Below are 26,807 nucleotides of genomic sequence, written 5' to 3' on the forward strand. Positions count from 1 at the left end.
ATGGGGGAAGAAAGGATATGTAAAAGCAGATGTGCACGAGGGAGTAGAGGCTGTAATCACCAATGAAAAAATTCTTGTCCTTAAAGGAACAATGTTTTGTCCTCAGACAATCGAGCACAATAAATGTCAGAGGACAAGAACATAGTCACATATTAGCAGTTATCCTTGCGATCAGATGTTCTGACCACCCGAGACTTCGATTCTCTGTGCATTAACCCAGCGATTGTCGGATCCAAGCAGGTTGGCGACTACCGGACCGATATCCTCAGGCACGCCAACTCGGCCAAGGGCAGTCATCGAGGCGAACGCATCATTGTAAGCAGGGATGTCGCGTACAGAACCTCCTAAAAAATCGGTTTCGATTGCTCCAGGTGCAATGGTATTAGCGGTAATACCTCGGTGACCAAGTTCTTTGGCCATATAAATGGTTAGAATTTCAACCGCACCTTTCGCTGCAGAGTAAGCAGAGAATCCGGGATAGGATACACGAGTGAGACCCGTTGAAAAATTCACTATACGACCACCATCAGCAAGAAGCGGCAGAAGGGCCTGAGTCAAGAAAAACACGCCCTTGACATGCACATTGAACAAGCTATCGAACTGAGCCTCTGTTGTTTCTGCGAAATCTACCATTTCCCCGTGGCCGGCATTGTTCACCAGATGATTGAAAGTTGGGCGATCCCAAGTAGATTGCAAAGCCGAACGGACTGTGTTAGCAAAGGACGCAAAGCTAGCGATATTTCGAACACACAGATTACTGAGACTGGCATAAAAATTTGACTTCATCCATCTGAAACGCATTGGGTATACAGAATCTGAACAAAACGCAGAATCATCGGATGACAATAGGTCGATTAGGATATGTGAACAAAATACGGGTTTTGTGAAAAAGTCGATACGGAAAGACCGCAGGAACCTACATTTGAGGCTTTCCAGCGGTCTGATCGCTCCATGCTCTACTTGTCCATATTAATAACGGCTTTGCGCATTTCCTCATCCGTTAAGTGTGTGTAGATCATCGTTGTTTGGATTGACGAGTGACCTAGTTGGTTCTTCAGTCGTGGCACATCGTTGTTCTCCTGATGATAACGCGTCGCGAAGGAATGTCTTAACGAGTGTACCGTTAATGCGGGTTTACCATAAGCTGTCGCGTATTTCTCGATCAGCTTTTCAATAGATCTTGGTGTTAATCGCCGGCTTTTTCCTTTTCTGCCGATCGGCGCAGCCATAAACAAGTAGGTTTCTGATTTTTCCGGTTTATACCGGGCTTCACGAACCTTTATATAGTTGTCCAGATCCGCTTTGGCCTGTTCGCTAAAATACACGTATTGTTCCTTGTTGCCTTTGCGGATGACCCGCACCAAACCCTTGTTCATGTCGAGATCTTCCAGGTTGATGCCGGCGACTTCTGATAAACGCAATCCGGATCCGAGGATCAAAGAAACGATCGCCGTATCGCGTTCCCGGTTAAACTCGTGAAACTGATATAGCCGCTTATTGTCGCGGTTTTGCGCACCATAATCGTATGCGACAAACTGACGGAACAGTTCAAAATCATCCACGCGCAGAATTTTACCTTCAATCCGATTCGCGATCGTTTCTTGGGTTTCCTTCATGGCATTAAATTCTATTTTGGCCATGACATTACGCTCTAGATATGGCTTGAGTTCAGCAGTTTCGGCCTTATTCTGCAGGTAATCAAACAACGACTTTAGCGCCGACAGCTTCCGGTTGATCGTCAATTTGGAGTTACCTAATTGATATTCCAGGAACGTTAAGAAGCTTTCAATTTCACGAACCGTCAGTTTCTCAAGAACCGAGAGTTCGACGTCTTTACGGTTAGGAGCTGCAAAACGTTCGGCCACGAGCCAATCAAAAAAGATGATGTAATCGTGACAGTAATTCAATAACGTCGTATGCGACAGCTTGCGTTTACGCGTATCGATGTATTCGGCAACGTACCAAGGCAAATCCGTTAATTTCTCATCGATGCGGCTCATATATTGTGATTTCATCGTTTTATCCATTTCGAACGCGCACCTCCTGAACCTAGAATAATCCAATTATATAATTTCGTCAAATTATTATTTTACGTAATAATAATACATAAGAGTTATCCGAAGATTCTCTGTCCTCTATTGATTGAAAGCAAATATCCACTTTTTCTGGCGCGTCTCTTGAACGTTATATTCTTCTTCAGTACAGTATAATTTTGTCTTCTTTTTAGTGTATCACTGCTGCCATCTAAAGCTAAAAGTGAAACAATGGTTTCCTCCTTGTGGTTGTGTTACGCGACTTTTAAGCATCTATAGTCTTGTTACCCATATTCAAGAGTCGCCTCGTGAATTGAAATGGCAGAAAAAATGCAAATATTCCAGGAAATACTACATCAGTTACTGTCTATACAAAGTGGCTAGATTAATAAAAAAGCCCGATCGGTAAAGCAGCAAGAACCGCGCTATAGGATTGGTTATCGCGGACACTTCCCCCGTCCAGATGCACTTGTTGAGGAGCGACCTTTATGGTAAGAGTAGGTTTGATGAAGACAAATGATACAAGACGCAGACTAATAACCATGCCTAAAAGCTATTTTCAGCGTATAGGTAGATCACGGAATGGTATCGGAAATTATTATGGTTTAATTGCTTTAATGACAGCCGACAATGTATAATCCTCAATATTCGCACCTGGTACCCAGTCTTTAATAAATTCACGAGATTCGTCTTTAAGTTCGACAACTATATCTGTAAATCCGCTTAGATTTAACATTCCACTGATTTCATCAACCGTAGATGCACCGGATATACAGCTGGCCAGAGAATTAAGATCACCCTTAATTTCTTTCGGAAACTCTGCAGTCGCCACGACATCAGAAATGGCTAAACGACCACCCGGCTTTAACACACGAAATGCTTCACGGAAAACTTGAGGTTTATCCGGAGACAAATTAATCACGCAGTTTGAAATGATTACATCTACTGAGTTATCAGGCATAGGCAGATGTTCAATTTCGCCAAGTCGGAACTCAACATTCTTGTATCCATTAGTCTGAGCATTACTTCGTGCACGGCTCACCATTTCCGGTGTCATATCAACCCCATAAACTTTACCTGACTCCCCCACTTGCTTGGATGCCAAAAAGCAATCAAAGCCGGCCCCACTACCTAAATCGAGAACGACCTCCCCTGGCTTCAGTGACGCAATGGCCTGTGGATTTCCGCAACCAAGGCCAAGATTCGATCCTAGTGGAACGGCCGCTAGTTCTTCATCCGAGTATCCTAGTTTCGAAGATACTTCATTCGGAGTACCGCAGCAACCCGTTTCTGAAGAACTTGGTGTACAACAACTGGATGTAGAAGCACTTTCAAGCACAATCTGTTTGTAACGGTTACGTACATGCTGACGAACTTCATCATCTCTCGTTTGGCTCATCTCATATCTCTCCTTTAATAAATCAAGTTATTTTAATAAATCAATATCACGAAATGAAACCCACGATGTGGGATCATGAACAACAACCACCGCTTGGTCGATCGTCTATTTTCCGGAATATACAACACAGTTCAGGAGACAATAATCGATTTACTTCAGTATGATTTAACTCGTAATAACTCCATGTCCCTCTCGTCTCTCGAGTAATTAAACCCGCATCAAGTAAAATCTTTAAATGATAAGACAGTTTAGACTGAGGCATATTTACGATATCGACCAAGTCGCAGACACATACACTCCCCTTTTGAGTGAGCTCATACATAATCTGTAAACGCTTTTGATCAGCTAAGGCTTTGAACTTGGCTTCATACCCAGCAAAATCAACAGTATCTTGAGTCTGTGAAAGAGTTGGGATTTCTTTAATCACGCAATTACCTCCATTTAGCAGCAAGCTGGACAACACAGTTTACATACCGTTGTGTGTTTTTCGCTGAGGGATGCTTACATCAAATTATTTTGATGAAGGAATCTTAACATAATAATTTGGTAAATTCAAGTATTCATCAAATATATTTGATGAATTGCTTCTCTGGTCTTTCCCTTGCTCTGCGATCACAATTAGTTTTATCTATTTTCCAGGAACATTTTCAAATGTGTTCTCGTTAGTAGAATTAAGAATACAAAAAAAGACAAGCACGAATCATTAAGTGCTGGACCTAGGAGGAGGATTCATCATGAAGAAAAAGCCATCTGCTAAAAATATAACTGCCGCAGTTTTAATCTCAGGCGCAGCAGCTCTTGGATTTACTGGGGTAACGACGTACACGATGCCCCCGGTCTCTGCAGCAACCCATGCCCCAACCACAACAGCAGCTCAATCTAAAGCCAAAGCGGCTCAATCCGTGAACACATTCTTGAACAGCTTTTATAAACCGGCTCTGAAAGGTCAATTCCCGGATGATCTAAACAAGCTCTCCAAAGGACTCACCCTTGGAAAAACGAAACGGGATGAGGTGATCGATATCTTCGGTCAACCCTATGCATCGGGTACCGGGGCTAACGCATTTGATGAATACGAAAGCTCGATGGGCCAACCGGGTTTTGCCTTTTCTTATAAGAAGAACAAACTTCAAGAAATGCGCTATTTCGGTACGGGCGTAGAACGACAAACCAATCTGGGGAGCATCACTCAACACATGTTGATGAAGCAATGGGGAATGCCCAACTCGACTTCAACGATCAAAGCCGGTAAGATCACTCAGAAGAAAATGGTTTATATCCGCGGGAAGTACCAACTGGAATTTATTTTTAACAGCAGCACGGACCTGAATCATGTGAATCTGACTTTTAAAGGTGCGAAATAACCCTTATCACCACCAAAAAAGGAGAGGCCGTCATTGGCTTCTCCTTTTTGCTTCTTAGGATTCGCTTTGAACTGTCGCTAGCGAAACCATGACCGGGCCGGCAAACTCGGGGGCCTCTTCCCCTTTGGGATTGTGAAGAAGGAACCGGAAGGCTTCCCCCGTCGTGGACTTCCACACGATATAATCCTGGATGCCTTTCTCGCTGGAGGCTTGTAGATAAATCTCAGCAAAGCCCAACGGGTGCTCGATCAGCTCGCCGCTGTAGTCGGATACTTCGCCGAATGCCGCGAGCTCATCTCTGGCTTGGGGGATCAGCTGCGATAAGTCCTGATCAGCGGATAACTTTTCAATTTGAACATGGTATTCTGGATTGCTGTTCAGATATAGACGTCCTTCGTCCGCATCAAAACCGAAATGTTCAAAAACGTATAAGCTAAAGCCATCCCCTTGATGCAAGTTAGCCGTTAACGTCTGGTTCCCCTCCCCGGTCAGCAGTTCAAAAGTTTCGACTTCTGGGCGCGTGGATTCCGGGGCACTGCCGCCCTGTTCCGCGTTGCCATTCCCCTCCTCTGGGGCTGGAGTCGTAACCTCTTCTTGGATTGGCGGCGGATCTTCCACATTGGCCGAAGGTTTCGGCGTTCCTTCGGTACATGCTGTAAGCGATAAAATCATCACGAACAACCAAGGTTTCATACGTGTGATATACTTTTGAAGCATGATTAGTCTCCTCCTCCTCTTCATTCGTATCTTTCTAGCGTCTTATCTTCCCTTTCCCCAATACTCTATTCGATGTAACAGGCATTGATCAATAAATGTGCGTTATTTCCGTCCAATATATAAAAAGTGCTCCACTTCACGCATTCCTGCCCCTACAAATATCGCATTCCTGCCCTCGCTCCATCATGCATATTTCGTCCGGACGCGTCCCACACTATCGCGAAAGAACGTTTACGTTCTTCAAACCGCACTCATGAAAGGGGAATAAAGCTCCATGACCAAATCCAATCGAACCAAAGTTAATGCCATGAAAAGCCGCAAACAAGCGCAAAATCCGCATGGTCCCATCAAATCATTGGAGGAATTAGCGGAGGAATACGAACAGAATCCACCAAAAAAATAATCATCACACAACGGGATAAAAAACACCGCCTAACCAAAAAAATGCTGGCTGGGCGGTGTTTGAATTTCGTTCAATTATTTAAGTTTCAATGCAGTTTGAAGGAGTAACACCAGGCTGCTGCGAGTGACCTGGGCATTGACGTCAAGTCCAGCCCGATCCACTTCTTGACCAGAGAGTCTGGCGATCACTTCGGCGGCCTCTTTGACCGATACCGTGTTTTTAGGGAGGAAGGTTTGATCTACCAAGCCTTCAAGGGCGCCGGCCGACTTTAGCGCTTTTACCGCTGGCAAAGCCCAGTTCGGGACATCTGAAATGTCGGTGTATCCGGTAGACTCAGTGGACTCCGGGACATGAAAAGCACGGCTCAGCATAACTGCGAGTTCAGCACGTGTCACCTCTGCCGTTGGACGGAACGTGCCGTCCCCATACCCCTGAACGATCCCGGCTGCAGCTGCTTCTTCGATTAAAGCGGCATGGGGATCGGACGAAATATCACTGAATGTGACTGCCCCCGTTTCCGGAGTGGAGCCTAGATCTGCAGGTGCAGCACCGCCAGCTTCCGCAGGAAGCGCAGCGCCTTTCAGGTCCGTAATCCGGCTTTGAGCAGTTGCCTTCACCGTACCTACTTGATCCAGGTATTCGTGGAATACCTCATAATCCACCAAATTAAGTTCATAGAACCGACCATCGTCTTTCGCTTGTTTCATGGACTCGTAGAAATCCCCGCCCCCTGCCATAAACGAATTGGTCGCTACAATATAATATGCCTTAGGATCGAGATCCGAATAAGTGCCGTCATCGTTTTGGATTTGGATTTTGACGATGCGTTGACCGTTTTGTGTTTTCTTGCCCGTCACGTCATCGATGATTTCGCCCGGCTTCGTCGAATCGTAGTAGAAGCGCAGGCCCGAAACTTGCGGGAACCGCCCTTCCCCATTCTCGACGCCGCTGACGCCATTTTCAAGTGCCGCGGTAATCTCTGCCCCGGTCATCTTCAAGGCAGTCAAATTGTTGCCAAATGGCATTGTCGTCAGTAGATCCCCTAACGTGATGTCACCGGCTTGGATTGAAGCACGGATCCCTCCACCGTTTTGGATCGTGACATATCCTTGAACCCCGGTTTCCTTCACAATGCTCATGACTTTCGAACGCATCCCGTCCGCAATCAGGTCACCCAAATTGGTTTCCTGTTTACGGACGTTGCCTCGTTCGCCATCCAGAATTACTTCCGATTTGCCGATAACGGTTTTCTTCAGCTCTTCCAGCGGAGCGGCGTATTCCTTCAATTTAGCTTCCGCTCCGGCATCGCTCTTGATCACGAAATTGCCGGCGTCATCTTTGGTGTCCAACGCAATCAGCTGACCCTTCCAGGTTGTAAGTTTCCCGGTGGAGTCAAACGTGACATCCAGTTGGCCCAAATTTTGATTATATTCGCCCGTCTGCACAATCAGCGTGGGCTCTTGTTCGGCGTGGTGCACCTCCGGTGCAGCAAGCAGCGTATGGGAGTGACCGCCTACGATGATATCGATCCCATCGACGGCTTCCGCCAGGTCTTGATCCACGGTGTAGCCCAGGTGAGACAAGACGATGATTTTGTTTACGCCCTCCGCTTCCAGAGCATCCACTTGCTTCTGTGCACTTTCGACTTCATCGGCGAATTTGATGTCGGGACCCGGTGAAGATAATACGGAGGTTTCCGGCGTGGTTAAGCCGATAATCCCTACCTTCTCACCCGCGATTTCCTTGATGACGGCCGGATAAATCTGACCTTGCTCTCCCGGCTTGCCTAACCCGGAATGACTTAAGCCCTTCAGGTCAACATCGGCTGTAAAGTCCAGATTGGCGCTGACGAACGGGAATTTTGCCTGTTTGATGAACTCGGCCAAGACCTTGGGGCCTTTATCAAACTCGTGATTGCCAAACGTCATGGCATCATACTTTAGCTCGTTCATGAAGAACAGATCGGCCAATCCGCTAAACTGATTGAAATACAACGTTCCGGAAAAAACGTCCCCCGCATCCAGCAACAGCGCTTGATCGTTTCTGGCCGCGTTGATGGCCGTCACCCTGCGAGCAATGTTATCCAGGTGGGCATGCGTGTCATTCGTATGTAGGACGCGCAACTCGAAGTCTTTTGCCCCTGTGTTCACAGGATCGGCGGCGTTTGCCGGCAACCCGACCGCACCGGAAGCCAATCCCGCTACGATCGTACTGATCGCCAGAAGCTTGCCGAAAGCTTTGTTTCTCCAATTCATCAATCCCATTCCTCCTCTACCATTTATTGATGCACTACTCTATTAAATATAAGTAGTTGAGATTTGAAAGTAAATCATTCAAACCAAATTCATGATGAAATTTTACATTCCCGTGCATTTCACGGTGCATAGAGAATAAAAACGCCAAGAACCGGGTATTTTAGGATCGGCAGAAGAACAGAAACCTATTACGTACAGGAGGTTAGCCTATGAACAGTCAACGGGCAAAAGAGATTGTTGAATCCCCTTCCATGGTAGACGTGACTTGCGATGGCGTACCGATTTACATTCAACACGTTGACGAGAAGAATGACACCGCACGGATTTTTCCGTTGGGTCAACCGGAGAACGAAAAAGAAGTCGCATTATCTCAACTGAACGAGCAGTAAAAAACAATGGCAGAAGCTCAGGTCTTGGACCTCTCTTCTGCCATTCTTCTATCGCTCACGTTATTTAGTTTACATAACATTTGTTATGTCGTTATGATGCTCGCCAGCCAATATCATCGCATTAATTCCGTTTACAAAAGCTTGCCCGCTCGCTTTGATGATATCGGTATCCATGGCGCGCCCCGAATAGGTTTTGCCTCCCGCTTCAAGCTGAATGTTTACGCGTCCGACGGCTTCTTTGCCATGAGAGATGCTATTGATTTTATACGAAGTCAACTTGGCGTCAATCCCGGTTAACGACCGGATCACGCTATATAATGCGTCGATAGGGCCGTCTCCGATGGCGCTGCCTTTTCGCTCTTCCCCATGGATCGTTAAGACGACAGTTGCAGTTGGGCATACCTCGTTGGTGATCACCTGGAACGAAGTTAGTTCAAACAACGGATAGCCGGTGTTGTTCCGTTCTTCATGTTCGCTCAACAGATAGTATAGGTCATGGTCGTACACTTCTTTTTTGGCATCCGCCAAAGTCAAGAATCGCTGAAATAGCCGCTCAAATCCCACCGCATCGGAAGTATCGAAGCCCAGCTTCTCCACCGCATGCTTAACAGCATGCCGTCCGGAGCGAGCGGTTAGGATCAACTCCATGCTTTCGGCCCCCACTTCTTCCGGGGACATAATCTCATAAACCTGCTTATCTTTCAGTAAGCCGTCTTGGTGAATGCCGGAGGAATGGGCAAAGGCGTTGTCGCCGGTGATCGCCTTGTTGACCTGCACATCCAGACCCGTCAAATGAGTGAGCAGCCGCGACGTACGAGTCAGCTCCTTCGTATCGATGTTGGTGCGGCAGCCGTACAACGCCTCGCGGACTTTTAAGGCCATCACCGCCTCTTCCAGCGATGCGTTGCCTGCTCGTTCCCCAAGCCCATTGATGGTGCACTCGATTTTCTCCGCTCCGTTCTTGATGGCACTTAACGTATTAGCCGTGGCCAATCCCAGATCATTATGACAATGCACGCTTAAAATAACGCGATCGTCGAGGTTCTTAAGCCGCTCGTGAATACGCCGGATCAAGTGGCCAAACTCCTCCGGCTCTGCGTAACCCACGGTATCGGGAACGTTGATCATTGTAGCGCCGGCCTTCACCACGGCCTCAATGGTTTTCCACAAATATTCGAAATCCGCGCGGGAGGCGTCTTCCGTGGAATACTGGACATGCGGCAGCAGCGTTTTGGCAAATCTCACCGCATCCACGCCCATCTGCAGCACGGCATCTTGAGATCGGTTGAATTTCTTCTCCACATGGACATTGGATGCCCCCAGCACAATATGAATCAGCGGCTGTTCCGCCTCGCGGATACTTTCGTACACGGCTTCGATGTCGGATTTCACCGCTCGAGCCAACGCCGTAATGCCCACGCTATCCCCTACGCTACGGGCAATTTGCTGCACCGCCTCAAAGTCTCCTTGCGAGGAGGCGGGAAAACCCGCTTCAATGATATCGACGCGGAGGCGCTTCAGTTGCTGGGCGAACTCCAGCTTTTGCCGTACGTTTAACTTGGCACCGGGAACTTGCTCCCCATCACGTAACGTTGTGTCCAATACGATAATGTTGCGGTAACGGTCCATCTGTGCATTCCTCCTGCTTAATATGAGTTGATTGTGTTGAAGCCTTCACACTTGATTGCGACTAAGGATCTATATCAAGCGGGGTTGATTAAACCCGGAATTTAACCAACAAAAAAACCCCGTCTCTGTTATAGAGACGAGGTTGAACCCGCGGTACCACTCTAATTCATTTCATGGCATGAAATGATCTCCTTCGATGGCAAACACCATCTATCCTTGTAACGGCGGAATCCCGGCTTACCCTACATTTCAGGCAGCTGTTCATAGACGAGTTCAACATGACGGACGCTGCCGCTTCGCACCACCCAGCGGCTCTCTGAAAGGTCAAATCACATTTACTATTTCTAATCAACACATTTGGCAATATGGAATTATTGGTTATTATATGCACCTAGGGCTGAAATGTCAACAGGCAGCTTAATTCTCCAGTACGCCTTGCAGTTCCTTGATTTTTATGAGGGCTTGCTGTAATTGCTCTTCGTAATCCGCCCTGTTCTGTTCATCCTTCAGGTAGCTTGACGGGACGTTCAGATCTTGGCACAGCCGGATGACATCAATCATTAATTCCTGGTTATCTTTTGCAACCGTCCATTTTTTATGCGTATCGATCTCCCGGCTAACCCCATCCATGACACTGTTAGTTAATGTGATTAAATCATAGATGGAAGATCGAAGTTCAGCCGGAACGGCCAGATCCAGGGAAGGGCTATCTCCTCGATTTAGGGCGTAAAAAACAAACCAAGTATTTTCAGAGTACCCCTCGATTTTCCCTTGAATATAAGCCAATTCGGCTTCATTGAGCGGCTCTTTCATTAGGCTGCTTAAAATATCTGAAAAGAGATGAAGTTGATTCGAATACTGGTGGAATCATCGAGACTTATTGTAAATGATCTGTTGATACGTGCATGTAGCTCCTTGCTTCTTCCCACGGTACCGAATACGCTTGCCCCTTCGCGCAAAAAATCGAAGCCGAGGTATAGGCTGGATCCGCGTCCTTGTTGTAGTTCTTGCGCTCGATTACGATTTCAGCTTGATGACAAGGCTCGTAGCCGCCGGATTTCAACGTGATGGCCCCTTTCCCATGCGTCATGGAGGCTAGCTCAACGCCGTAATCCATAAAGGTGGCTACCGGGACGATGCCGGTGATGACCGCCGTCTCTGCTGCGGTTTCCGGTGGATCGAACCGGCCATGGGCTTGCTGGATATCGGTCAGCACTTTCCCCAACTGCTTCAAACCTACCTTGATTTTAAATTGATACACCGGCTCCAGCAGCACGTTCTCCGCTTGCTCCAGCGCTTGCCGCAGCGCACGGTGGGTGGCTTCGCGGAAATCCCCGCCGCTGGTGTGCTTGTTATGCGATCGGCCGGTTAGCAGCGTGACGCGGACGTCCGTGAGAGGCGAGCCGGTTAATAGGCCGTGATGCTCCCGTTCTAATACGTGCTGGCCAATCAGGTTCTGATAGCCAACGGACAAATCGTCGGCATGACAGGCGTTGACGAAGGTGACGCCACTTCCCTGTTCTCCCGGTTCCAATCGCAGGTGCACTTCGGCATAGTGCCCTAATGGCTCGAAATGTCCACAACCTACAACCGGAGCGGCGATCGTTTCCTTGTACAAAATCTCCGGCGTACCAAATGTGATGTTCATCTGAAACCGCTCGCGCAGCACCTGCTGCAAAATTTCCAGCTGGATTTTGCCCATTACGTGGATATGCAGCTCCTGCAAGGCTTCATTCCAGCGGGTCCCCAAAGTGGGATCTTCGGCATCCAGCAGCCGAAAGACACGAAGCACTTCCTTCAGGTGTAAGGGCGGTTCAAACTGCACCTTGGATTGCAACGTAGGCGTGAGTTCCGTGCGGATCGGGTCATTTAGCGCCCCAACCGCTTCGCCGGAACCCGCCTCGGTCAGCCCTGTCACCGCAAACAGCTCGCCTGCGCTGACTTGATCCGTTGGAACGAAGCGCTGACCGTTATATTTGCGAAGGCCGGTTACTTTTTCCGTACGCCGAACGCCTTCCTTTTCCGGACCATACGCCATTTCGTCCCGAACCCTTAACTCCCCCTGCAGCGCTTTGATAAACGTCACCCGGGTTCCTTGCTCGTCATGGCGGATTTTGTAGACACGTCCGGCAAACGGAAGCATGGGATCATAGGTGGTATGCGTTAAACGTTCCAACGTGCTGAGGAAGGTATCAATACCGATATCCAGCAGCGCCGAGCCCTGCAAGCAAGGAAAGACCCGTCCCTCTTGAACGAGCCGGGCCAGTTGCGTATCCCATTCCTCATCTGATCCAGATCCGTCCAGATAAGACTCCAGCAGCGCTTCTTCCCGTTCGGATAACCAAGCCTTGTGCGTATCCTCCCATTGGCCGCTCTCTGCCCAGCCGGATAACTCCAGGACATCGCCACTCAGCTCGGAGCGGATATCTTCCAGAACCCGGTCCGGGTCTGCTCCGGTTCGATCCGTCTTATTGATAAAGAAAAACGTCGGTATCCCATAAGCCCGTAGCAACTGCCAGACCGTCTCCGTATGGCCTTCCACGCCTTCCACCGCGCTGACGATGATTACCGCGTAATCGAGCACCTGAAGCGCGCGTTCCATTTCAGCGGAGAAATCGACGTGGCCGGGCGTATCCAGCAAAAAGTACGTAGATGCCCCGTACCTCATTTCCGCTTGATCGGCGAATACTGTGATGCCTCGAGCCTTCTCGATTTCATGGCTATCGAGGAAGGCATCGCGATGATCAACCCGGCCGCGGCTGCGAATCGTTTGCGTATGATAGAGCAGCGCTTCGGCGAAGGTCGTTTTGCCGGCATCGACATGCGCCAGCAGTCCAATCGTCTTGAACATAGCCGCGTCCCCCGCCGCTTAGTTCTTAAAGCTATGGATCGGCGCCGGAATCCGGCCACCCCGCTCGATAAACGGTGCGCAGTTGAAGGCGTTAACCGGCATAATCGGCGCGTAGCCCAGCAAACCGCCAAACTCCACAATCTCGCCGACATCCTTGCCGATCACCGGGATAATCCGAACGGCGGTCGTCTTGTTGTTGACCATGCCGATCGCCGCTTCGTCGGCGATGATGCCGGAAATGGTCGCGGCACTGGTGCTCCCCGGAATCGCGATCATATCGAGGCCGACAGAGCACACGCACGTCATCGCTTCCAGCTTCTCCAGTGTCAACGCGCCGCGCTGCACCGCTTCAATCATCCCGTGGTCCTCGCTGACCGGGATGAATGCGCCGCTCAGGCCGCCAACGTAGGAGGAGGCCATGACGCCGCCTTTTTTCACGTTGTCGTTCAAGATCGCCAGTGCCGCTGTCGTTCCCGGTGCCCCCGCTTCCTCCAAGCCCATCACCTGGAAGATCTCCGCGATCGAATCGCCGATTTCCGGCGTTGGGGCCAGCGACAGGTCGATAATACCAAACGGGACGCCAAGGCGTTTAGACGCTTCCTGTGCGACCAATTGACCTACCCGGGTTACCTTAAACGCTGTTCGCTTGATCGTTTCGCATAATGTCTCAAAATCCTTGCCCTTGACTTCCTCCAGCGCACGCTTCACCACGCCGGGACCGCTGACGCCCACATTGATGACGCACTCCTGCTCCCCAACGCCGTGGAACGCTCCCGCCATAAACGGGTTATCTTCCACCGCATTGCAGAATACGACCAGCTTGGCGCAGCCGATCGAACCCCGATCCGCCGTCCGTTCCGCGGTACGGAGGAGAATGTCACCCATCATTTTTACCGCGTCCATATTAATCCCGCTGCGCGAGGAGCCCACATTCACCGAGGAGCAAACGCGGTCCGTGACGGCCAGCGCTTCTGGAATGCTGTCGATCAGCACCCGGTCGCCGTTCGTAAAGCCTTTTTGCACAAGGGCCGAGAACCCGCCGATAAAGTTGACGCCCACTTCCTTGGCGGCCCGGTCCAGCGCTTCAGCCACCGGTACAAAGGTATTGGTCTTCACCCCGCCGGCGGCGATCGAAATCGGCGTCACCGAAATTCGTTTATTCACGATCGGCACGCCAAACTGCTTCTCCAAATCCTCTCCGGTTTTGACGAGATGCTCGGCCGTTCGGGTGATTTTGTCATAGATGTTCCGGTTAAAGACGTTCATATCCTCGTGGGCGCAGTCCATCAGGCTGATGCCCATCGTAATCGTGCGCACATCGAGGTTCATCTCGCGGATCATCGAATTGGTTTCTTGTACTTCCACGCGTGAGATCATGGTGTCCCCTCCCTTCCTTAGATCCGGTGCATCGTATTAAAAATATCTTCGTGCTGCAGCTTAATTTCGACCCCAATGGAGAGCCCCAGTTCCTGCAGTTCTTCCACCAACGTCTCGAAGTTCTTGGCAGGCGCAGAAATATCGACGATCATCATCATGTTGAAATAACCCTGAATAATCGTCTGCGAAATATCAAGAATGTTCACGTTGTTATCGGCCAAATACGTGCAAACCTTGGCGATAATGCCCACTTTGTCCTTACCCAGTACGGTGATAATCCCCTTCAACCCAAGCTCCCCCTTTAATTTAAAGACTCTCCGCAACGGCGGACGAGCCATCTGCTTCGCTTATTATGGCAAAAGAACGGAAAATCTTCAATAACGGCTTTCACTCGGTGACGCAGAAAAATAGCGTAATTCCGCCGGCGACATCGGTTTGGCCGAAGATCCGCCTATCCCGCTGTCCGTACGGGAGCTTTTTACGCCTTCGATCTCGCAATCCGTGGCACGGTATTTGCCCTGCTGCAGCTTCAGGTCGATAAAATCAACCACCTGCTGCAGCGAAGCGATTTGCTCGACGATGTTAGCCCGGTGCTGGACCATCTGTTCCACCAACTCCGGGTAATCCGCGGGATCGGCATCAGAGGACACCTTTAAGAAAGGCCGCATTTCATCCAGGGGCATTCCGGTTTTTTTCAGACAATTCACCAGCCGGATCGTATCCAGGTCCTCCTTGCGATAAACGCGGTGCCCGTTCTCCTTCCGCTTGGCTCGAGGTAAGAGTGCAATCTTCTCATAATAACGGATCGTATCCTCAGTAATGCCGGTGAGCTCGGCCGCTTGCTTAATCGTGAAGCTGTCTAGCTTGATGGATTGTGTTGCCATGGCTGGATCCCTCCGTATATCGTCTTTTTTGCATTATATAACTTGGAGTCAGCTCCAAGTCAAATCTTCACTGGGACCCCAAATAGAGGCTTGACTTGGAGTCGACACCAAGATCTAGAATCGGCCTGAATACAGGTAAGGCATCAACACCAATCAGGAGGGATCACAACTATGAACCAAGAAAGACAACAAATCGCATTAATTACGGGGGCCAGCTCTGGCATCGGACTGGAGTTAACACGGAGACTGATCAACGAAGGGTGGCAAGTCATCGGTTTGAACCGTTCCGACTGGCCGAAAGAGGATCAAACGCTCCAAATGGCGGCTCAAAGCCGACAGCTAAGAACGTACAAGACCTCGGATTTATCCGACTTTGCCAGCCTGCGGCAAGCACTGGAGCAGATCAAGGCCAATGAGGCGTGGATTGACGTGCTGTTCAACAATGCTGGCGGCAGCTTCCCGGAATTGGATTATTCGAAGCAAGGCCGCGAGCTCCACTATGAGCTAATGACGGTCGTGCCGTATATCATCACGATGGAACTTAAGGATTTGGTCAAGCGGGGCCATCTCAAAACCATCATTCAAACTTCATCCGCAGTCATTAGTAGAGTCAAAACGTTTGATCCGGAGCGGCTGGAGCGTCCGACCCAATTTCGCAAGCTGTTTGGTCCCTATGCCACCTCCAAGCTGGCGCTGTCGTTGTGGACAGAAGCCATCGCCCCGCAGCTTGCGGCGGAGGGCATTGAGATCCGCAGTGTGGATCCCGGGGGGAACAACACCTTGCGCAAAGGCAAACGCTCGGGTCTCCCCATCTTGCTGAAACCTATTATGAAACTGTTCTTCTCCCCGCCAACCCACGGGGCCGGATTGCTGTACGCCGGTGCTTTGGGCAAATATCGCGGGCAAACCGGTATCTTGTTGATCAAAGATCAGATCGTGGAGCCGAAGTTCCGGGAGCATGCCCAGACGGTGTTAAACCGGGTCCACACCCTTTATCAAGTTGAATTTCTTCAGGGGCGCCGCTAAATCCGCGGTGGTCCTTGAAGGGTTACCCCTTGGACGGGGATGGATCCATTTGCTCTTTGGTCCGTAACCGTTCAATAAACTGTCTAGTTTGCCGTTCCTTGCGCTTTCGTTCCTTATCTTCTCCATTAAGGGCCTTGAGCAAGGAGACGCACATCCCCAGCATAATAACGGCAAAAGGCAGCGCCGCAACGATTGAAGCGGTTTGCAACCCGTTAAGGCCTCCACTGATCAGCAGGGTTAAGGCAATTAAGGACTGCATGATCCCCCAGGTCAATTTGACCTTATTGCTGGGATTTAACGTTCCTTTAGAGGATAACATCCCTAAGACGAAGGTGGCCGAATCCGCAGAGGTAACAAAGAAGGTGATGATTAACAAGGTCGCGACCGCTGCGATCAACGTACCTAACGGCAGCTGCTCCAACATGAGGAACAAAGCGGTGGTCACGTCCTCCTGTACCGCTTGGGCCAAGCCGGCTTGCTTGAACATTTCCATATTCAGTCCGGTCCCGCCGAAGACAGCAAACCAAACGAACCCAAAGGCACTGGGAACAAGGAGCACCCCAAGCACAAATTCCTTAATGGTCCGTCCGCGAGAGACCCGGGCGATAAAAGTTCCAACAAACGGCGCCCACGCGATCCACCATGACCAGTAGAATAACGTCCAGTTGCCCACCCAGGTGCCTTGGGTGAACGGCGTCATACGTAAGCTCATGACCACTAGGTTTTGCAAATAGGCCCCCAGCGTTGAAGTAAAGGTATCGAAAATAAAAGAGGTGGGCCCGGCCACTAAGACGAACACCAGCAAGGTAACGGCAATGATCAGGTTGGTGTTGCTTAACAGTTTGATGCCTTTGTCCAGCCCAGATGTCGCGGACAACAAAAACAGGACGGTCACAGACGCGATGATGATGGCTTGCGTGATTAACGTATTGGGGATTCCGAATAAATGTTGAAGTCCCCCGCTGATCTGCAAGGTCCCCAATCCTAACGAGGTCGCTACGCCAAAGGCCGTTGCGATGACGGCAAGCACATCGATGGTTTTCCCCAGGAAGCCTTGGACTCTCTTCTCGCCCAATAAAGGAATGAAGGTCATGCTAATGAGACCGCGATACCCTTTGCGGAATTGGAAGTAAGCGAGGGCAAGCGAAATGAGCGTATATACGCCCCAGGGATGCAGTCCCCAATGAAAAAAAGAATACCGCATCGCCAACCTGGCGGCTTGCGCTGTCCCTCCTTCTGCCCCCTCGGGTGGCGTCAAATAATGCGACAAAGGTTCTGCGGCTCCCCAAAAGACTAGCCCGATTCCCATCCCCGCGCTAAAGAGCATCGCAAACCACGATAAGTTCGAATATTCCGGCTCATCGTCGTCATCGCCTAGTTTAATCTGGCCATGCTTGCTAAACGCCAAATAAAACGAAAAAACAAGAAGTCCCAGCGTGGTCATTAAATAAAACCAGCCGAAACTTCCGATGGAAAATCCTAATACCCGATCCGCCGTCGCTGCCAATTGGTCCGGAGCTAACGCCCCCCAAAGGACAAACAACAGGATGATCAGAAAGGAAATGATAAATACCATTGTGAACCCCCCAGCCTCAGTCAAATTCATATCCTTTTACAGTGTTTGTCGAGACTGGGGAATTATGCATGAATTGCTTTACCGGAACATTCGGTTCCGTTTCGCTTCATATTGCTTCTTCAACAGCGCAAAGAGGACAGCATCCACGAATTGATTCTTCTCGAAGAAGGTTTCCTTCAAATACCCTTCCTCATAAAAACCGATCTTCTCCAGCAAATACCTGGACCGAATATTATCCGGGTCGATAAACGCTTCGATCCGGTTCAGTCCCAAATCCTCGAACCCGAACCGCAGGATCTCCTGCAGCACTTCGGTCATGACGCCTTGACGCCAATAGTCCGGGCTGAGCTCATACCCGACCTCGGCTTTAAAGTGATCCTTTGACCAATTGTGAAACCCGCACGTACCGATGACCCGGTCGCTTTCGGCCTTCACCGTGATCGCCCAGCGAAAGCCCCGTTTCTCCAAATAGCGGCTGTTCCATTTTTGGATCAGCTCCTCGGCTTCCCGAAGCTCCACAAAACGATCCAGATCGTAATATTTCGTCACTTCGTCGTTGGAAAAATAATGGAACAAGTCGGCGGCGTCCTCCGTCGTCAGCCGTCTCAACACAAACCGTTCCGTTTCCAATTGAGGGAACAATTTCATAACGACCGGTCCTTTCCTAAAATATACGTAAATCTATTATAGGTGAAGGACCACGCCGAAAGGAAGAGTCAATTCCAGAGGAGCTGCCACTCTACGTTAAGTTTAGTTGGTAACCGTCAATCGAATGCCGATACCAAACGGATCGCTTAGCCGGAGTTCATTCCCCTCCCGCACATAAGTCACCTTGGCTTCGGCTAGTCGACTTTCGACAGCTTCCAGGGCAGGGACGTCCGGCAGCTCCGTCGTAAAGTAACGAATGCCGACCGCATCCTCCGGCGCTGGCGGCGCGCCTTTGCCGGCCCACAGGTTCAAGCCGATATGGTGGTGGTAACCGCCAGCTGAGATAAATAAGGCCGATGCCCCGAAGTGAAGAGTGACCTCAAACCCCAAAATACCGCAATAGAACTGTTCCGCCTGCTGCAAATCGCCGACATGAAAATGCACGTGACCGATGCGGGTTCCTTCCGGCAAACCGTGCCACTCCGCCTGCTCGGATAACGTCAGGAGGTTTTCGATGTCCACGGGGTCCGTCGTCATACGAATTTCACCAGATGTAGTTTTCTCCCAGGTTTCCCGCGGACGATCCGCGTAGATCTCGATGCCGTTCTGATCCGGATCGCTTAGATACAACGCTTCGCTGACCAGGTGATCCCCCTGTCCCACCGGGATTTGGTGGCGGATCAAATTGCGCAGCGCAAGGCCCAGCGTCACTTGATTCGGTACCAAGATCGCAAAATGATATAACCCGGACACAGACTGCTCGGGTAAAACACGATAACGGGCATCCGCCTCCAGAATCAGCAAGGGATGTTGGCCGTCCGCGGTTAATTCGGCAATGGAACCGCTCTGCCGCAGCACTCGGAAGCCGATCACTTCCTGATAGAAGGCGAGCGAACGGTCGAGATCCCGAACTTTGAGATGAACCACACCGATTTGAGCAGCGGGATGAATCGGTAAAGGATGGGCCATAATTTGATTTTTCCTCCTTCGGATAAAAGCATGATCTATGGATAAATTACGCAATAAAAGCCAGGTGTAACAAACGTTGTTACATTCAAACCATTGTAATCAGTATAGTTACAGGTATGGGAATTGTCAATTCAGCATCCAAAAAAGCCCCCTGCGATAGGGGGCTTATCTCCGCTTCTTGCCTAGGTTCACTTGCGTTACATGGATGGAGTGTTGGCTGAGATCTCATCCACAACATCCTGCAGCGTTACGGCTGCCAGCGTATTCTCCATCGCTTTTTGCGCCGAGGAGAAAATCGGTTCGATGGCCGATTGAATATTTTTGCCCACTGGACAATCCGGGTTGGGATGATCATGGACGGCAAACAAACCGTCTTCCTCCACGACATGCACCGCGCGGTAAACGTCAAGCAGCGTGATCTGATCCAGCTGCCGCGACAGCTTGGCTCCGGCCACCCCTGTACGGACTTCCACCAGGCCCGCTTTGTTTAGCATGCCCATGATCCGGCGGATCACCACCGGGTTCGTGTTGACGCTGCCGGAAATATATTCCGAGGTACTGACCCCGTCCTTGTTGATTTCAAGCAGGGACAAAATATGAATGGCCACGGAAAATCTGGAGCTGATCGTCATGTTAAGCCGATCCCCCTTTCCATCATCTTGTAACCATATTAGTTACTTAAGGAGGGGGATGTCAACCGCCTTTCTCACAAGAGGAGGATGGAATACCTTCCTCCCCTTCTATCTGCCGTCGAGCAAGTTGCCCAGACCACCTAACAAGCTGCCTTCATCCTTACGGCCCGAATACCGCGATGCGGACAACACCCGATCCGCCAAGCGACTGAACGGCAGCGATTGCACCCACACTTTGCCGGGGCCGCGCAGCGTGGCGAAGAACAGGCCTTCCCCGCCGAATAAGGCGGTCTTCACGCCTTTGACAAATTCGATGTCATAGTCGACCGAAGCCGACATGGCGACAAGACAGCCGGTATCGAGACGCAGCACCTCGCCAGGCGCTAAGTCTCGCTCGATCACCAAGCCGCCGGAATGCACAAACGCCAGCCCGTCGCCTTCGATTTTTTGCATGATGAAGCCTTCGCCGCCGAAGAAGCCGGTGCCCAGCTTGCGCTGGAACTCAATGCCGACGGACACCCCTTTGGCTGCGCAGAGGAAAGCGTCTTTTTGACAGATGATTTTTCCGCCGAGCATTTGCAGGTCCAGCGGGACGATTTTTCCGGGATACGGAGAAGCAAAGGTGACACCCTGCCGGTTGTATCCGGCGTTGGTGAATACGGTCATAAACAAGCCCTCGCCGGTCAGCAGCCGTTTACCTGCTCCCATGAGTTTGCCCATAATTCCGCCGCCGCCTTGATTGCTGCCGTCGCCAAAAATCGTCTCCATCCGGATATCCGGGTCCATCATCATAAAGCTGCCGGCTTCGGCAATGACGCTTTCTCCTTGATCCAGGTGAACCTCCACACACTGCATTTCGCTTCCGATAATCCGATAATCGATTTCATGTGCATTCATGGAACGAGTCGCCTCCAATGATTAATTTCTGATCATTTTATTATGTACGCTCAAGAACTACGCTTGTTTCAAAAGCGCCCGAATCACCGAATAGCTGATCAGGCTGCGATCCCGGTATACCGCCGCCACCGACTCGGAATGCTCGCCGAGGATGCCTTTTTGCAAAATGGCTGCGCCAAATTCGCGCTCCACCGCCCCGTTAAACGTGAACGTGACACAGTGTTCGGCGGCAAACCCGCAAACGACCACAAAATCGGTATCTCGTTCGCGCAGCAGCTGCTCCAGGTCGGTTTTCCAAAACGAATTGTTCCATGCCTTGGAAACCCGCAGGTCGGATTCGGTCACCTTCACCTCAGGAATAACCTCGTAGCCCGGCGTTCCGACGCCCCCATCCTGATCCTGGACCACAACGACAGGCCGTCCCACCTCTCTGAACAGGTCAGCGACAGCATTAATGTACTCGCAAACGCCCGGGATTTCACTTTGAATTCGCGGATGGTTCAAAAAGGCTTGCTGCATATCGATGATCAATAAAGCCGGTTTCATGCCTGCTCCTCCTCTATCGCCCGCATTCAGGCGCCCAATTTCTTACATTATACACGATCCGCAGACCCGTCGTCGTAATCGCTGCAGAAGAATTTTTTGCGATTCGGGAAAAAACGGTTGACCCTCACATTAATGTCAGGGTTTATAATGAGTCCAAGAAGGAAGGTGATTTGAACGCGATGAGAATCGGTGAACTGTCCAAAGCCACCGGGGTTAGCATCCGCTCCCTTCGGTATTACGAAGAGCAAGGGTTGATCTCCTCGCAGCGGATGGCCAACGGATACCGCGATTACCACAGCTTTTCGGCCGAACAGGTGAAGACGATTCAGTTCTATTTGAGCCTGGGGCTCACGACGGAGCAAATCGCCGGCTTTCTGCAATGTGTGATGACCAGCAAAGAGGCGTTCTGCCGCGAGATTATGCCCGTTTACCGCAGCAAGCTGAAGGAAGTGAATGACCAAATCGAGCTGCTGCAGGCGATCAAGGCTAATCTGGAGGAGCGGATCAGCCATATTTTAAGCGAGAATCCCGAAATGGAGATGAATGAGAATGGCAACGAAGCGGATTAAAGATGAACAAGAGTTTATGGAGGCGTTACAAGCACCGGGGCTTACGCTGGTTGACTTCGATGCGACATGGTGTCCGCCATGCAAAGTGCTGTCCCCGATCTTAGACGAGCTGCACGACGAGTACGGCGGTGCGGTGAATCTGCTGAAGGTCGACTGTGACGAGCAGCCGGCTTTGGCCGCCCAATTTGGGGTGATGTCGATGCCAACCGTGATCTTCTTCCATCAAGGCCAACCGGTGGAGAAGCTGATCGGGCTGCGGCCGAGAGAGGCCTACAGAAATCTGATCGCGAAATATCCTTCGCCAACCCAACCCGCCTAAATTAACAAGGAACGAACGAAAACCAGCCAGCCGCTGAAAGATCGATCAGCGAACTGGCTGGTTGATTTGTAAGCTTCTTCTCATTCATAGACATGAATATCACGGAGTTGCTTGGCCTGCTCGATATACGGCCCCTCCGACAAGTTATTAAATGCCAGATGGGTCGCCCGCAAACTCAGCAGTTGATCGCCCGGTTTGAGACCAAATTGCCGCCAAGTCGGCAACGGCAGCGTAAAATACCCTTTGCTGTTCAAGTACACCCAGCAGAACGAGCGTTCCTTGAAAGTAATGGCCTCCCCCTCCGGGGTGGCGAATTGCTGTAGCTGAGGAATGCTGGCGAATATGGTGGCAAGCGGTGAGTTGGCGATCTTCTCTTTGCATACGACACTAAAACCTCTGGCCGTATTCCGGCCCGTCATCAAAATAATGTTGGAGTCCGGGCGAATCTGGTACTCATGCAGGGCTTGATCCGGAAGGTAAAACGATCCGTCGGGAAGAATCTTGCTCCATGCGTAAAAGTACTTCCCGCCTTTGGCATGAACTGCCATGTATATCATCCCCCGAGCGTAATGAATATCGATCTAGCGGACATTCAGCAATCCTGATTCCGGCTTATTGAATGTCTACTTAATAGAATAATCATCGCCCAATAACAGGGGCCTGAGATATGATTTTAATCACCTTGGAAATCAATTGGAAAATCTTATTCGGTTAACTCCTCGATTTTTTCCGCAAAATACAGCTTATGCGCTTTGAGCACAATAATCTTCAGCATCATATAGACCGGAATCGCCAAAATCATCCCCAGGATGCCGCCAAAGTCCCCAGCCACCAGCAATAGGACAATGGTTGTTAAGGGGTGAATATTGATCGTCTTCCCATATATGTAGGGGGAGATCAAGTTGCCCTCCACCTGTTGCGCCAAAACCACAATCAGGATGACCCATACCACCATGGACGGGGATACGGTAAACGCCACGATCACACAAGGAATCGCTCCCAGTAAGGCGCCGAAATACGGGATGAAGTTAAACAGCGCCCCTACGACCGCAAGAAGCAGCGGATACGGCAAGCCGATCAGCCAAAACCCGATGAAGCTCATAAATGCCAGCAGCACGGCACTTATCATCCGTCCAGCAATAAAGCCTTTCAGCATGCTGTCGATTTCATGAATGACACCGGCTCCTTCACGTCGGTAGCGGACCGGCAGCATCCGCACCAGCGCGGGCGTGACGCGCTCGTCTTCCTTCAGCATGTAATAAAGCAGAATTGGAACGGTACCCACCACGATGACAAAGTCATTTAGAAAAGTCACCACATGCGATAAATAACCGGAGATGGCCTCCACCGCCGAGTTGAGATATTCCGTCACTTTGTTCATCAGCTCCGGGCTTGTCTCATTCGACACCATCGAGAAGAAACTGTTGTTGCGGAAATCGTTCATCTGCGATTGCACGCCGTTAACCAGCTTCGGCACGTTATTCATAAATTCGATGATCTGCTTGCGCAGCGGCGGCCAGACGACGATCAGGAAAATCGTGATCACTCCGGCAAACAACAGATAGATCAACAGGATGGAAAGCACCCGGCTCAGCTTCTTCCGTTCCAGGAACTGCACGATCGGCCGCAGCAGATAATACAGGAATCCGGAGATCGTCAACGGGACGATCAAGATGGACACCAACGTCACCAGTGGATTAAAGATAAAGCTGACTTTGGACAATAAATAAATGATGGTCAGAACCAGAATAATCCCCAGCGAAGTACGGTAAAACGGGTGTTGCCACACGGTTTGTTCCTCCTCCCCTACTCTTCCGTCCAAGCGGAAGTTTACGGATTAAGCCTCCGGCAACGTATCCAACGCCGCATCCAGCAAGGTATCAAACCATTCGTCGTCTTCCTCGAGCCGCGCGTCTACCGCAAGGAACTGTTCCTCGATGCCCGGCTCGCCGGCATAGTGAAGGCTGTAATCCCAATCCTTCCCCTTCTGGCTAAAGAACGTAATTTCATAACCCGCCTTGTGCGAGGCGACTTCAAAGACGGTTTTGCCGATGTAGGAGCCGTCCTCCTCCCGGCGCATTTCCGCGTGAACAATGGTCAATTCGCTCATATGTAACGTAACTCCTTTTTTAGGACAGTCTCATTGCAATATCGTACCATGTTTTAGGCGAATATCAAATGCGGAAACGGATGCTCCGCCTTCATTGTGCCATTACAAATTCAATCGCAAATGGTGTATGATAAGACAATAACCCATTTCCAAAGTATGGAGGAGACCCGTATATGTCCGATTTTCAAACGAAACTGGAAAAATATGCAGAATTGGCCGTTAAAATAGGCGTAAACGTACAGCCTGGCCAAAACCTTATCATCAACGCGACCATCGATTGTGCGGAGCTCGTCCGACTTATCGTTAAGCAAGCTTATGAAGCCGGCGCGAGATTTGTCAAAGTCAACTGGAGCGACGATGTCGTCACCCGCCTTCGCTATGATCTGGCTGCTGAGGAATCCTTTTTGGACGAACCGAAATGGTATGCTGGCGAAATGCTGGAATACGTGGAGAACGGCGCTGCTGTCCTGCATGTCATCTCGTCCGACCCGGATTTGTTGAAAGGCGTGTCCACTGAACGGCTCACCAACCATCAGAAAACGTACGGCAAAGCGATGAGCAAATACCGCGAAATGCAAATGTCCGACAAGTTCAGCTGGTCGATCGTTGCGGTTCCTTCCAAGGTTTGGGCAGACAAAGTGTTCCCTAACCTTCCCGAAGAGCAACGCGTTCAGGCGTTGTGGGAAGCGATCTTCCGCACGGTTCGCCTGGATCAACCGGACCCTATCGCGGCTTGGAAGCAGCACATCGATAATCTGACGCAAAAGTCCGATTATTTGAACGCCAAGCGTTATAAGAAGCTTCATTATAAAGCGCCTGGCACTGATCTCACGATCGAGCTGCCGGAAGGCCACCTCTGGGTTGCAGCCGAAAGCATCAACGCGCAAGGCAATACGTTCCTGGCCAATCTGCCAACGGAGGAGGTCTTCACCGCTCCGCTCAAAACCGGTGTAAACGGCACGGTGGCAGCGACGAAGCCGCTGAGCTACCGCGGCACCATTATCGACCGCTTCTCGTTGACTTTTGAGAACGGACGGATCGTCGACCATCAAGCAGAAGTTGGCGCCGATGTCCTGAAGCAGCTCGTGGAGCTGGACGAAGGATCGCATTATTTGGGCGAGGTGGCGCTGGTCCCTCATAACTCCCCTATCTCGCAATCGGGGATCTTGTTCTACAATACGCTGTTTGACGAGAACGCCTCCAATCACCTGGCCATCGGCAATGCTTACGCCTTTAACCTGGATGGCGGCAAATCGATGTCCCAGGAGGAATTGGCGCAACGCGGATTAAATTCCAGTCTGGCGCACGAGGACTTTATGGTCGGATCTGCCGAGATGGATATTTTCGGCGTTACCGCGGACGGCAAGGAAGAACCGATCTTCGCAAAAGGAAATTGGGCATTCTAAACCCACCCCAAAACACAAGCGCTCCCGGCAGAAATCTGCCTGGGGCGCTTTTTTGCAACTATCTGCTGAAAAATGACGGATAAATCACAATTCTGTTATAATTATGGTAAATCGTTCCTTTTCATAAGAATGTAGAGTAATATTGGAATAGAGCAATCTCTTGAACTAGGATTGGGACATGAGATGGAGATGGAGAGGTACTTTTATGGCTAGTCGGTTACGTTGTTTGCTTGCCGCTAATTATTTGGATCTGCCTGATCCTGTGCAGGAAGAAGTCTATTATGCTTATTTGGATTTGGTCTACGGCACGGTATTTTATATGGTTAAAGATCATCAAGCGACCGAGGATATTATCCAGGAAGCCTTCCTGATGGTGGTCCTCAAGAAGCCGGCCTTTGATAACGAAAATAGCCTACGCGCTTGGCTGAAGACGGTAACGAGGAATATGGCTATCACTTATTTGCGCAAAAATCGGAAGCATGACTGTACCGTCGACTCGGACAGCGCGATGCAGGAGATCGCCGCTACCGCATGGCATAAGGATTCCGTAGAGGGCTGCGTGGAGACCAAACTGCTGGAAGAGGCCATCTGCTCCTATTTACATCACATCAAACCGGAATATCGAATGCTGTTTGAATACCGCTGGAAGCAGGGGCTTAGCTATAAAGAGATTGCCGAACGGATGGGCGTATGCGAGAATCTCGTCCGGCAGCGGTTATACCGTACACGGGAAGGAATCAAAAAAATGCTGCATAGCGAATGGGACGAACAAAAACCGGATGCCTCGTTATAAGAGAGACATCCGGTT

Annotated in this window: 29 protein-coding genes and 1 other annotated feature; of the genes, 8 read left to right on the forward strand and 21 right to left on the reverse strand. The window is 50.3% G+C overall.

Annotation, left to right across the window (positions count from 1 at the left end):
• Window positions 1–171: 171 nt before the first annotated feature.
• The 4 genes from BN3277_RS11445 to BN3277_RS25060 form a co-directional block, all read right to left on the reverse strand.
• Window positions 172–786: an SDR family oxidoreductase gene (locus BN3277_RS11445; protein ID WP_232436403.1), complete on the reverse strand. Its 615-nt coding sequence runs from the start codon at window positions 784–786 to the stop codon at window positions 172–174.
• A gap of 170 nt (window positions 787–956) precedes the next feature.
• Window positions 957–2,027, reverse strand: coding sequence for a tyrosine recombinase XerS (gene xerS, locus BN3277_RS11450; protein WP_059042787.1), 1,071 nt, complete (start codon window positions 2,025–2,027; stop codon window positions 957–959).
• A gap of 604 nt (window positions 2,028–2,631) precedes the next feature.
• Window positions 2,632–3,432, reverse strand: coding sequence for an arsenite methyltransferase (locus BN3277_RS11455; protein WP_059042789.1), 801 nt, complete (start codon window positions 3,430–3,432; stop codon window positions 2,632–2,634).
• A gap of 73 nt (window positions 3,433–3,505) precedes the next feature.
• Entirely contained in the window at window positions 3,506–3,856 is a 351-nt protein-coding gene (locus BN3277_RS25060; RefSeq protein WP_269147772.1) for an ArsR/SmtB family transcription factor, read from the reverse strand.
• A gap of 310 nt (window positions 3,857–4,166) precedes the next feature.
• Here BN3277_RS25060 and BN3277_RS11460 point away from each other — a divergent pair, with 310 nt between their 5' ends.
• Window positions 4,167–4,796 carry a YjgB family protein gene (locus tag BN3277_RS11460; protein ID WP_059042792.1) on the forward strand — a complete coding sequence of 210 codons (630 nt, stop codon included), beginning with the start codon at window positions 4,167–4,169 and terminating at the stop codon, window positions 4,794–4,796.
• Window positions 4,797–4,850: 54 nt separating this feature from the next.
• On the opposite strand, the gene BN3277_RS11465 is transcribed toward BN3277_RS11460, so the two are convergent.
• Window positions 4,851–5,513: a hypothetical protein gene (locus BN3277_RS11465; protein WP_059042794.1), complete on the reverse strand. Its 663-nt coding sequence runs from the start codon at window positions 5,511–5,513 to the stop codon at window positions 4,851–4,853.
• A gap of 274 nt (window positions 5,514–5,787) precedes the next feature.
• Between BN3277_RS11465 and BN3277_RS26025 the strand changes: the two genes are divergently transcribed.
• Window positions 5,788–5,916, forward strand: coding sequence for a DUF6254 family protein (locus tag BN3277_RS26025; RefSeq protein ID WP_222860915.1), 129 nt, complete (start codon window positions 5,788–5,790; stop codon window positions 5,914–5,916).
• Window positions 5,917–5,990: 74 nt separating this feature from the next.
• Here the strand turns inward: BN3277_RS26025 and BN3277_RS11470 are convergent, their stop codons facing one another.
• Complete coding sequence (locus tag BN3277_RS11470) at window positions 5,991–8,171, reverse strand: 5'-nucleotidase C-terminal domain-containing protein (RefSeq protein ID WP_059042796.1); 2,181 nt, start codon at window positions 8,169–8,171, stop codon at window positions 5,991–5,993.
• A 209-nt stretch (window positions 8,172–8,380) separates the two neighbouring features.
• On the opposite strand from BN3277_RS11470, the gene BN3277_RS11475 reads away from it, so the two are divergent.
• On the forward strand, window positions 8,381–8,560 hold the full coding sequence (locus BN3277_RS11475) for a small acid-soluble spore protein H (protein ID WP_059042798.1): 180 nt from the start codon (window positions 8,381–8,383) through the stop codon (window positions 8,558–8,560).
• Between the two features lie 69 nt (window positions 8,561–8,629).
• Here BN3277_RS11475 and BN3277_RS11480 read toward each other — a convergent pair whose 3' ends face one another.
• From BN3277_RS11480 to BN3277_RS11505, 6 genes are all read right to left on the reverse strand, one after another.
• Window positions 8,630–10,189, reverse strand: a complete 1,560-nt coding sequence (locus BN3277_RS11480) for a 2-isopropylmalate synthase (protein ID WP_059042800.1) — start codon at window positions 10,187–10,189, stop codon at window positions 8,630–8,632.
• 129 nt (window positions 10,190–10,318) lie between these two features.
• Window positions 10,319–10,550 (reverse strand) — a binding site (T-box leader).
• A gap of 56 nt (window positions 10,551–10,606) precedes the next feature.
• Window positions 10,607–11,002, reverse strand: coding sequence for a hypothetical protein (locus tag BN3277_RS11485; RefSeq protein ID WP_059042802.1), 396 nt, complete (start codon window positions 11,000–11,002; stop codon window positions 10,607–10,609).
• Between the two features lie 64 nt (window positions 11,003–11,066).
• Entirely contained in the window at window positions 11,067–13,040 is a 1,974-nt protein-coding gene (locus BN3277_RS11490; protein ID WP_059042804.1) for a GTP-binding protein, read from the reverse strand.
• Between the two features lie 18 nt (window positions 13,041–13,058).
• Window positions 13,059–14,414 carry a PFL family protein gene (locus tag BN3277_RS11495; protein ID WP_262362892.1) on the reverse strand — a complete coding sequence of 452 codons (1,356 nt, stop codon included), beginning with the start codon at window positions 14,412–14,414 and terminating at the stop codon, window positions 13,059–13,061.
• Window positions 14,415–14,434: 20 nt separating this feature from the next.
• Window positions 14,435–14,704 (reverse strand): ACT domain-containing protein, encoded by a 270-nt coding sequence (locus tag BN3277_RS11500; protein WP_059042808.1) that lies wholly within the window; start codon window positions 14,702–14,704, stop codon window positions 14,435–14,437.
• 87 nt (window positions 14,705–14,791) lie between these two features.
• Window positions 14,792–15,301, reverse strand: a complete 510-nt coding sequence (locus BN3277_RS11505) for a MerR family transcriptional regulator (protein WP_059042810.1) — start codon at window positions 15,299–15,301, stop codon at window positions 14,792–14,794.
• A gap of 171 nt (window positions 15,302–15,472) precedes the next feature.
• Between BN3277_RS11505 and BN3277_RS11510 the strand changes: the two genes are divergently transcribed.
• The gene (locus BN3277_RS11510; RefSeq protein ID WP_059042812.1) at window positions 15,473–16,327 is read left to right on the forward strand and encodes an SDR family NAD(P)-dependent oxidoreductase; all 855 of its coding nucleotides are present in this window, start codon (window positions 15,473–15,475) and stop codon (window positions 16,325–16,327) included.
• 22 nt (window positions 16,328–16,349) lie between these two features.
• Here the strand turns inward: BN3277_RS11510 and BN3277_RS11515 are convergent, their stop codons facing one another.
• The 6 genes from BN3277_RS11515 to BN3277_RS11540 all read right to left on the reverse strand — a co-directional run bounded on the left by BN3277_RS11515 (window position 16,350) and on the right by BN3277_RS11540 (window position 21,595).
• Window positions 16,350–17,903, reverse strand: a complete 1,554-nt coding sequence (locus tag BN3277_RS11515; protein WP_059042814.1) for a glycine betaine uptake BCCT transporter — start codon at window positions 17,901–17,903, stop codon at window positions 16,350–16,352.
• A 78-nt stretch (window positions 17,904–17,981) separates the two neighbouring features.
• A complete protein-coding gene (locus BN3277_RS11520; protein ID WP_059042816.1) occupies window positions 17,982–18,551 on the reverse strand; it encodes a GNAT family N-acetyltransferase in 570 nt (189 codons plus the stop codon).
• A gap of 102 nt (window positions 18,552–18,653) precedes the next feature.
• A complete protein-coding gene (locus tag BN3277_RS11525; RefSeq protein WP_059042818.1) occupies window positions 18,654–19,520 on the reverse strand; it encodes a VOC family protein in 867 nt (288 codons plus the stop codon).
• A gap of 197 nt (window positions 19,521–19,717) precedes the next feature.
• Entirely contained in the window at window positions 19,718–20,152 is a 435-nt protein-coding gene (locus tag BN3277_RS11530; RefSeq protein ID WP_059042820.1) for an Rrf2 family transcriptional regulator, read from the reverse strand.
• Window positions 20,153–20,260: 108 nt separating this feature from the next.
• A complete protein-coding gene (locus BN3277_RS11535) occupies window positions 20,261–21,049 on the reverse strand; it encodes a TIGR00266 family protein (protein ID WP_059042822.1) in 789 nt (262 codons plus the stop codon).
• A 57-nt stretch (window positions 21,050–21,106) separates the two neighbouring features.
• Window positions 21,107–21,595, reverse strand: a complete 489-nt coding sequence (locus tag BN3277_RS11540) for a cysteine hydrolase family protein (RefSeq protein ID WP_059042824.1) — start codon at window positions 21,593–21,595, stop codon at window positions 21,107–21,109.
• A gap of 179 nt (window positions 21,596–21,774) precedes the next feature.
• On the opposite strand from BN3277_RS11540, the gene BN3277_RS11545 reads away from it, so the two are divergent.
• Both BN3277_RS11545 and trxA read left to right on the forward strand, forming a co-directional pair.
• Window positions 21,775–22,164, forward strand: coding sequence for a MerR family transcriptional regulator (locus BN3277_RS11545; RefSeq protein WP_059044736.1), 390 nt, complete (start codon window positions 21,775–21,777; stop codon window positions 22,162–22,164).
• Window positions 22,145–22,483, forward strand: coding sequence for a thioredoxin (trxA, locus tag BN3277_RS11550; protein ID WP_059042826.1), 339 nt, complete (start codon window positions 22,145–22,147; stop codon window positions 22,481–22,483). The genes BN3277_RS11545 and trxA overlap by 20 nt, the downstream gene beginning before the upstream one ends.
• Before the next feature lie 80 nt (window positions 22,484–22,563).
• Here the strand turns inward: trxA and BN3277_RS11555 are convergent, their stop codons facing one another.
• From BN3277_RS11555 to BN3277_RS11565, 3 genes are all read right to left on the reverse strand, one after another.
• Complete coding sequence (locus BN3277_RS11555) at window positions 22,564–23,031, reverse strand: hypothetical protein (protein ID WP_059042828.1); 468 nt, start codon at window positions 23,029–23,031, stop codon at window positions 22,564–22,566.
• A gap of 155 nt (window positions 23,032–23,186) precedes the next feature.
• A complete protein-coding gene (locus BN3277_RS11560; RefSeq protein ID WP_059042831.1) occupies window positions 23,187–24,272 on the reverse strand; it encodes an AI-2E family transporter in 1,086 nt (361 codons plus the stop codon).
• 48 nt (window positions 24,273–24,320) lie between these two features.
• The gene (locus tag BN3277_RS11565) at window positions 24,321–24,593 is read right to left on the reverse strand and encodes a hypothetical protein (protein ID WP_059042832.1); all 273 of its coding nucleotides are present in this window, start codon (window positions 24,591–24,593) and stop codon (window positions 24,321–24,323) included.
• A gap of 173 nt (window positions 24,594–24,766) precedes the next feature.
• Between BN3277_RS11565 and BN3277_RS11570 the strand changes: the two genes are divergently transcribed.
• Together BN3277_RS11570 and BN3277_RS11575 are read left to right on the forward strand one after the other, a co-directional pair.
• On the forward strand, window positions 24,767–25,999 hold the full coding sequence (locus BN3277_RS11570; RefSeq protein ID WP_059042835.1) for an aminopeptidase: 1,233 nt from the start codon (window positions 24,767–24,769) through the stop codon (window positions 25,997–25,999).
• Window positions 26,000–26,204: 205 nt separating this feature from the next.
• The gene (locus tag BN3277_RS11575) at window positions 26,205–26,792 is read left to right on the forward strand and encodes an RNA polymerase sigma factor (protein WP_059042836.1); all 588 of its coding nucleotides are present in this window, start codon (window positions 26,205–26,207) and stop codon (window positions 26,790–26,792) included.
• The last annotated feature ends 15 nt before the right edge of the window (window positions 26,793–26,807 follow it).

Origin of the sequence: Paenibacillus rubinfantis (assembly GCF_001486505.1) — a bacterium.
In the GTDB taxonomy this organism is placed as follows: Bacteria; Bacillota; Bacilli; order Paenibacillales; family Paenibacillaceae; genus Fontibacillus; species Fontibacillus rubinfantis.

Excerpts from the sequence above, each read along its gene's own strand:
- BN3277_RS11445 (WP_232436403.1), bottom strand. The coding sequence starts at position 786 with ATGAAGTCAAATTTTTATGCCAGTCTCAGTAATCTGTGTGTTCGAAAT.
- xerS (WP_059042787.1), bottom strand. The coding sequence starts at position 2,027 with ATGGATAAAACGATGAAATCACAATATATGAGCCGCATCGATGAGAAA.
- BN3277_RS11455 (WP_059042789.1), bottom strand. The coding sequence starts at position 3,432 with ATGAGCCAAACGAGAGATGATGAAGTTCGTCAGCATGTACGTAACCGT.
- BN3277_RS11460 (WP_059042792.1), top strand. The coding sequence starts at position 4,167 with ATGAAGAAAAAGCCATCTGCTAAAAATATAACTGCCGCAGTTTTAATC.
- BN3277_RS11465 (WP_059042794.1), bottom strand. The coding sequence starts at position 5,513 with ATGCTTCAAAAGTATATCACACGTATGAAACCTTGGTTGTTCGTGATG.
- BN3277_RS26025 (WP_222860915.1), top strand. The coding sequence starts at position 5,788 with ATGACCAAATCCAATCGAACCAAAGTTAATGCCATGAAAAGCCGCAAA.
- BN3277_RS11470 (WP_059042796.1), bottom strand. The coding sequence starts at position 8,171 with ATGAATTGGAGAAACAAAGCTTTCGGCAAGCTTCTGGCGATCAGTACG.
- BN3277_RS11475 (WP_059042798.1), top strand. The coding sequence starts at position 8,381 with ATGAACAGTCAACGGGCAAAAGAGATTGTTGAATCCCCTTCCATGGTA.
- BN3277_RS11480 (WP_059042800.1), bottom strand. The coding sequence starts at position 10,189 with ATGGACCGTTACCGCAACATTATCGTATTGGACACAACGTTACGTGAT.
- BN3277_RS11485 (WP_059042802.1), bottom strand. The coding sequence starts at position 11,002 with ATGAAAGAGCCGCTCAATGAAGCCGAATTGGCTTATATTCAAGGGAAA.
- BN3277_RS11490 (WP_059042804.1), bottom strand. The coding sequence starts at position 13,040 with ATGTTCAAGACGATTGGACTGCTGGCGCATGTCGATGCCGGCAAAACG.
- BN3277_RS11505 (WP_059042810.1), bottom strand. The coding sequence starts at position 15,301 with ATGGCAACACAATCCATCAAGCTAGACAGCTTCACGATTAAGCAAGCG.
- BN3277_RS11510 (WP_059042812.1), top strand. The coding sequence starts at position 15,473 with ATGAACCAAGAAAGACAACAAATCGCATTAATTACGGGGGCCAGCTCT.
- BN3277_RS11515 (WP_059042814.1), bottom strand. The coding sequence starts at position 17,903 with ATGGTATTTATCATTTCCTTTCTGATCATCCTGTTGTTTGTCCTTTGG.
- BN3277_RS11520 (WP_059042816.1), bottom strand. The coding sequence starts at position 18,551 with ATGAAATTGTTCCCTCAATTGGAAACGGAACGGTTTGTGTTGAGACGG.
- BN3277_RS11525 (WP_059042818.1), bottom strand. The coding sequence starts at position 19,520 with ATGGCCCATCCTTTACCGATTCATCCCGCTGCTCAAATCGGTGTGGTT.
- BN3277_RS11530 (WP_059042820.1), bottom strand. The coding sequence starts at position 20,152 with ATGACGATCAGCTCCAGATTTTCCGTGGCCATTCATATTTTGTCCCTG.
- BN3277_RS11535 (WP_059042822.1), bottom strand. The coding sequence starts at position 21,049 with ATGAATGCACATGAAATCGATTATCGGATTATCGGAAGCGAAATGCAG.
- BN3277_RS11540 (WP_059042824.1), bottom strand. The coding sequence starts at position 21,595 with ATGAAACCGGCTTTATTGATCATCGATATGCAGCAAGCCTTTTTGAAC.
- BN3277_RS11545 (WP_059044736.1), top strand. The coding sequence starts at position 21,775 with ATGAGAATCGGTGAACTGTCCAAAGCCACCGGGGTTAGCATCCGCTCC.
- trxA (WP_059042826.1), top strand. The coding sequence starts at position 22,145 with ATGGCAACGAAGCGGATTAAAGATGAACAAGAGTTTATGGAGGCGTTA.
- BN3277_RS11555 (WP_059042828.1), bottom strand. The coding sequence starts at position 23,031 with ATGGCAGTTCATGCCAAAGGCGGGAAGTACTTTTACGCATGGAGCAAG.
- BN3277_RS11565 (WP_059042832.1), bottom strand. The coding sequence starts at position 24,593 with ATGAGCGAATTGACCATTGTTCACGCGGAAATGCGCCGGGAGGAGGAC.
- BN3277_RS11570 (WP_059042835.1), top strand. The coding sequence starts at position 24,767 with ATGTCCGATTTTCAAACGAAACTGGAAAAATATGCAGAATTGGCCGTT.
- BN3277_RS11575 (WP_059042836.1), top strand. The coding sequence starts at position 26,205 with ATGGCTAGTCGGTTACGTTGTTTGCTTGCCGCTAATTATTTGGATCTG.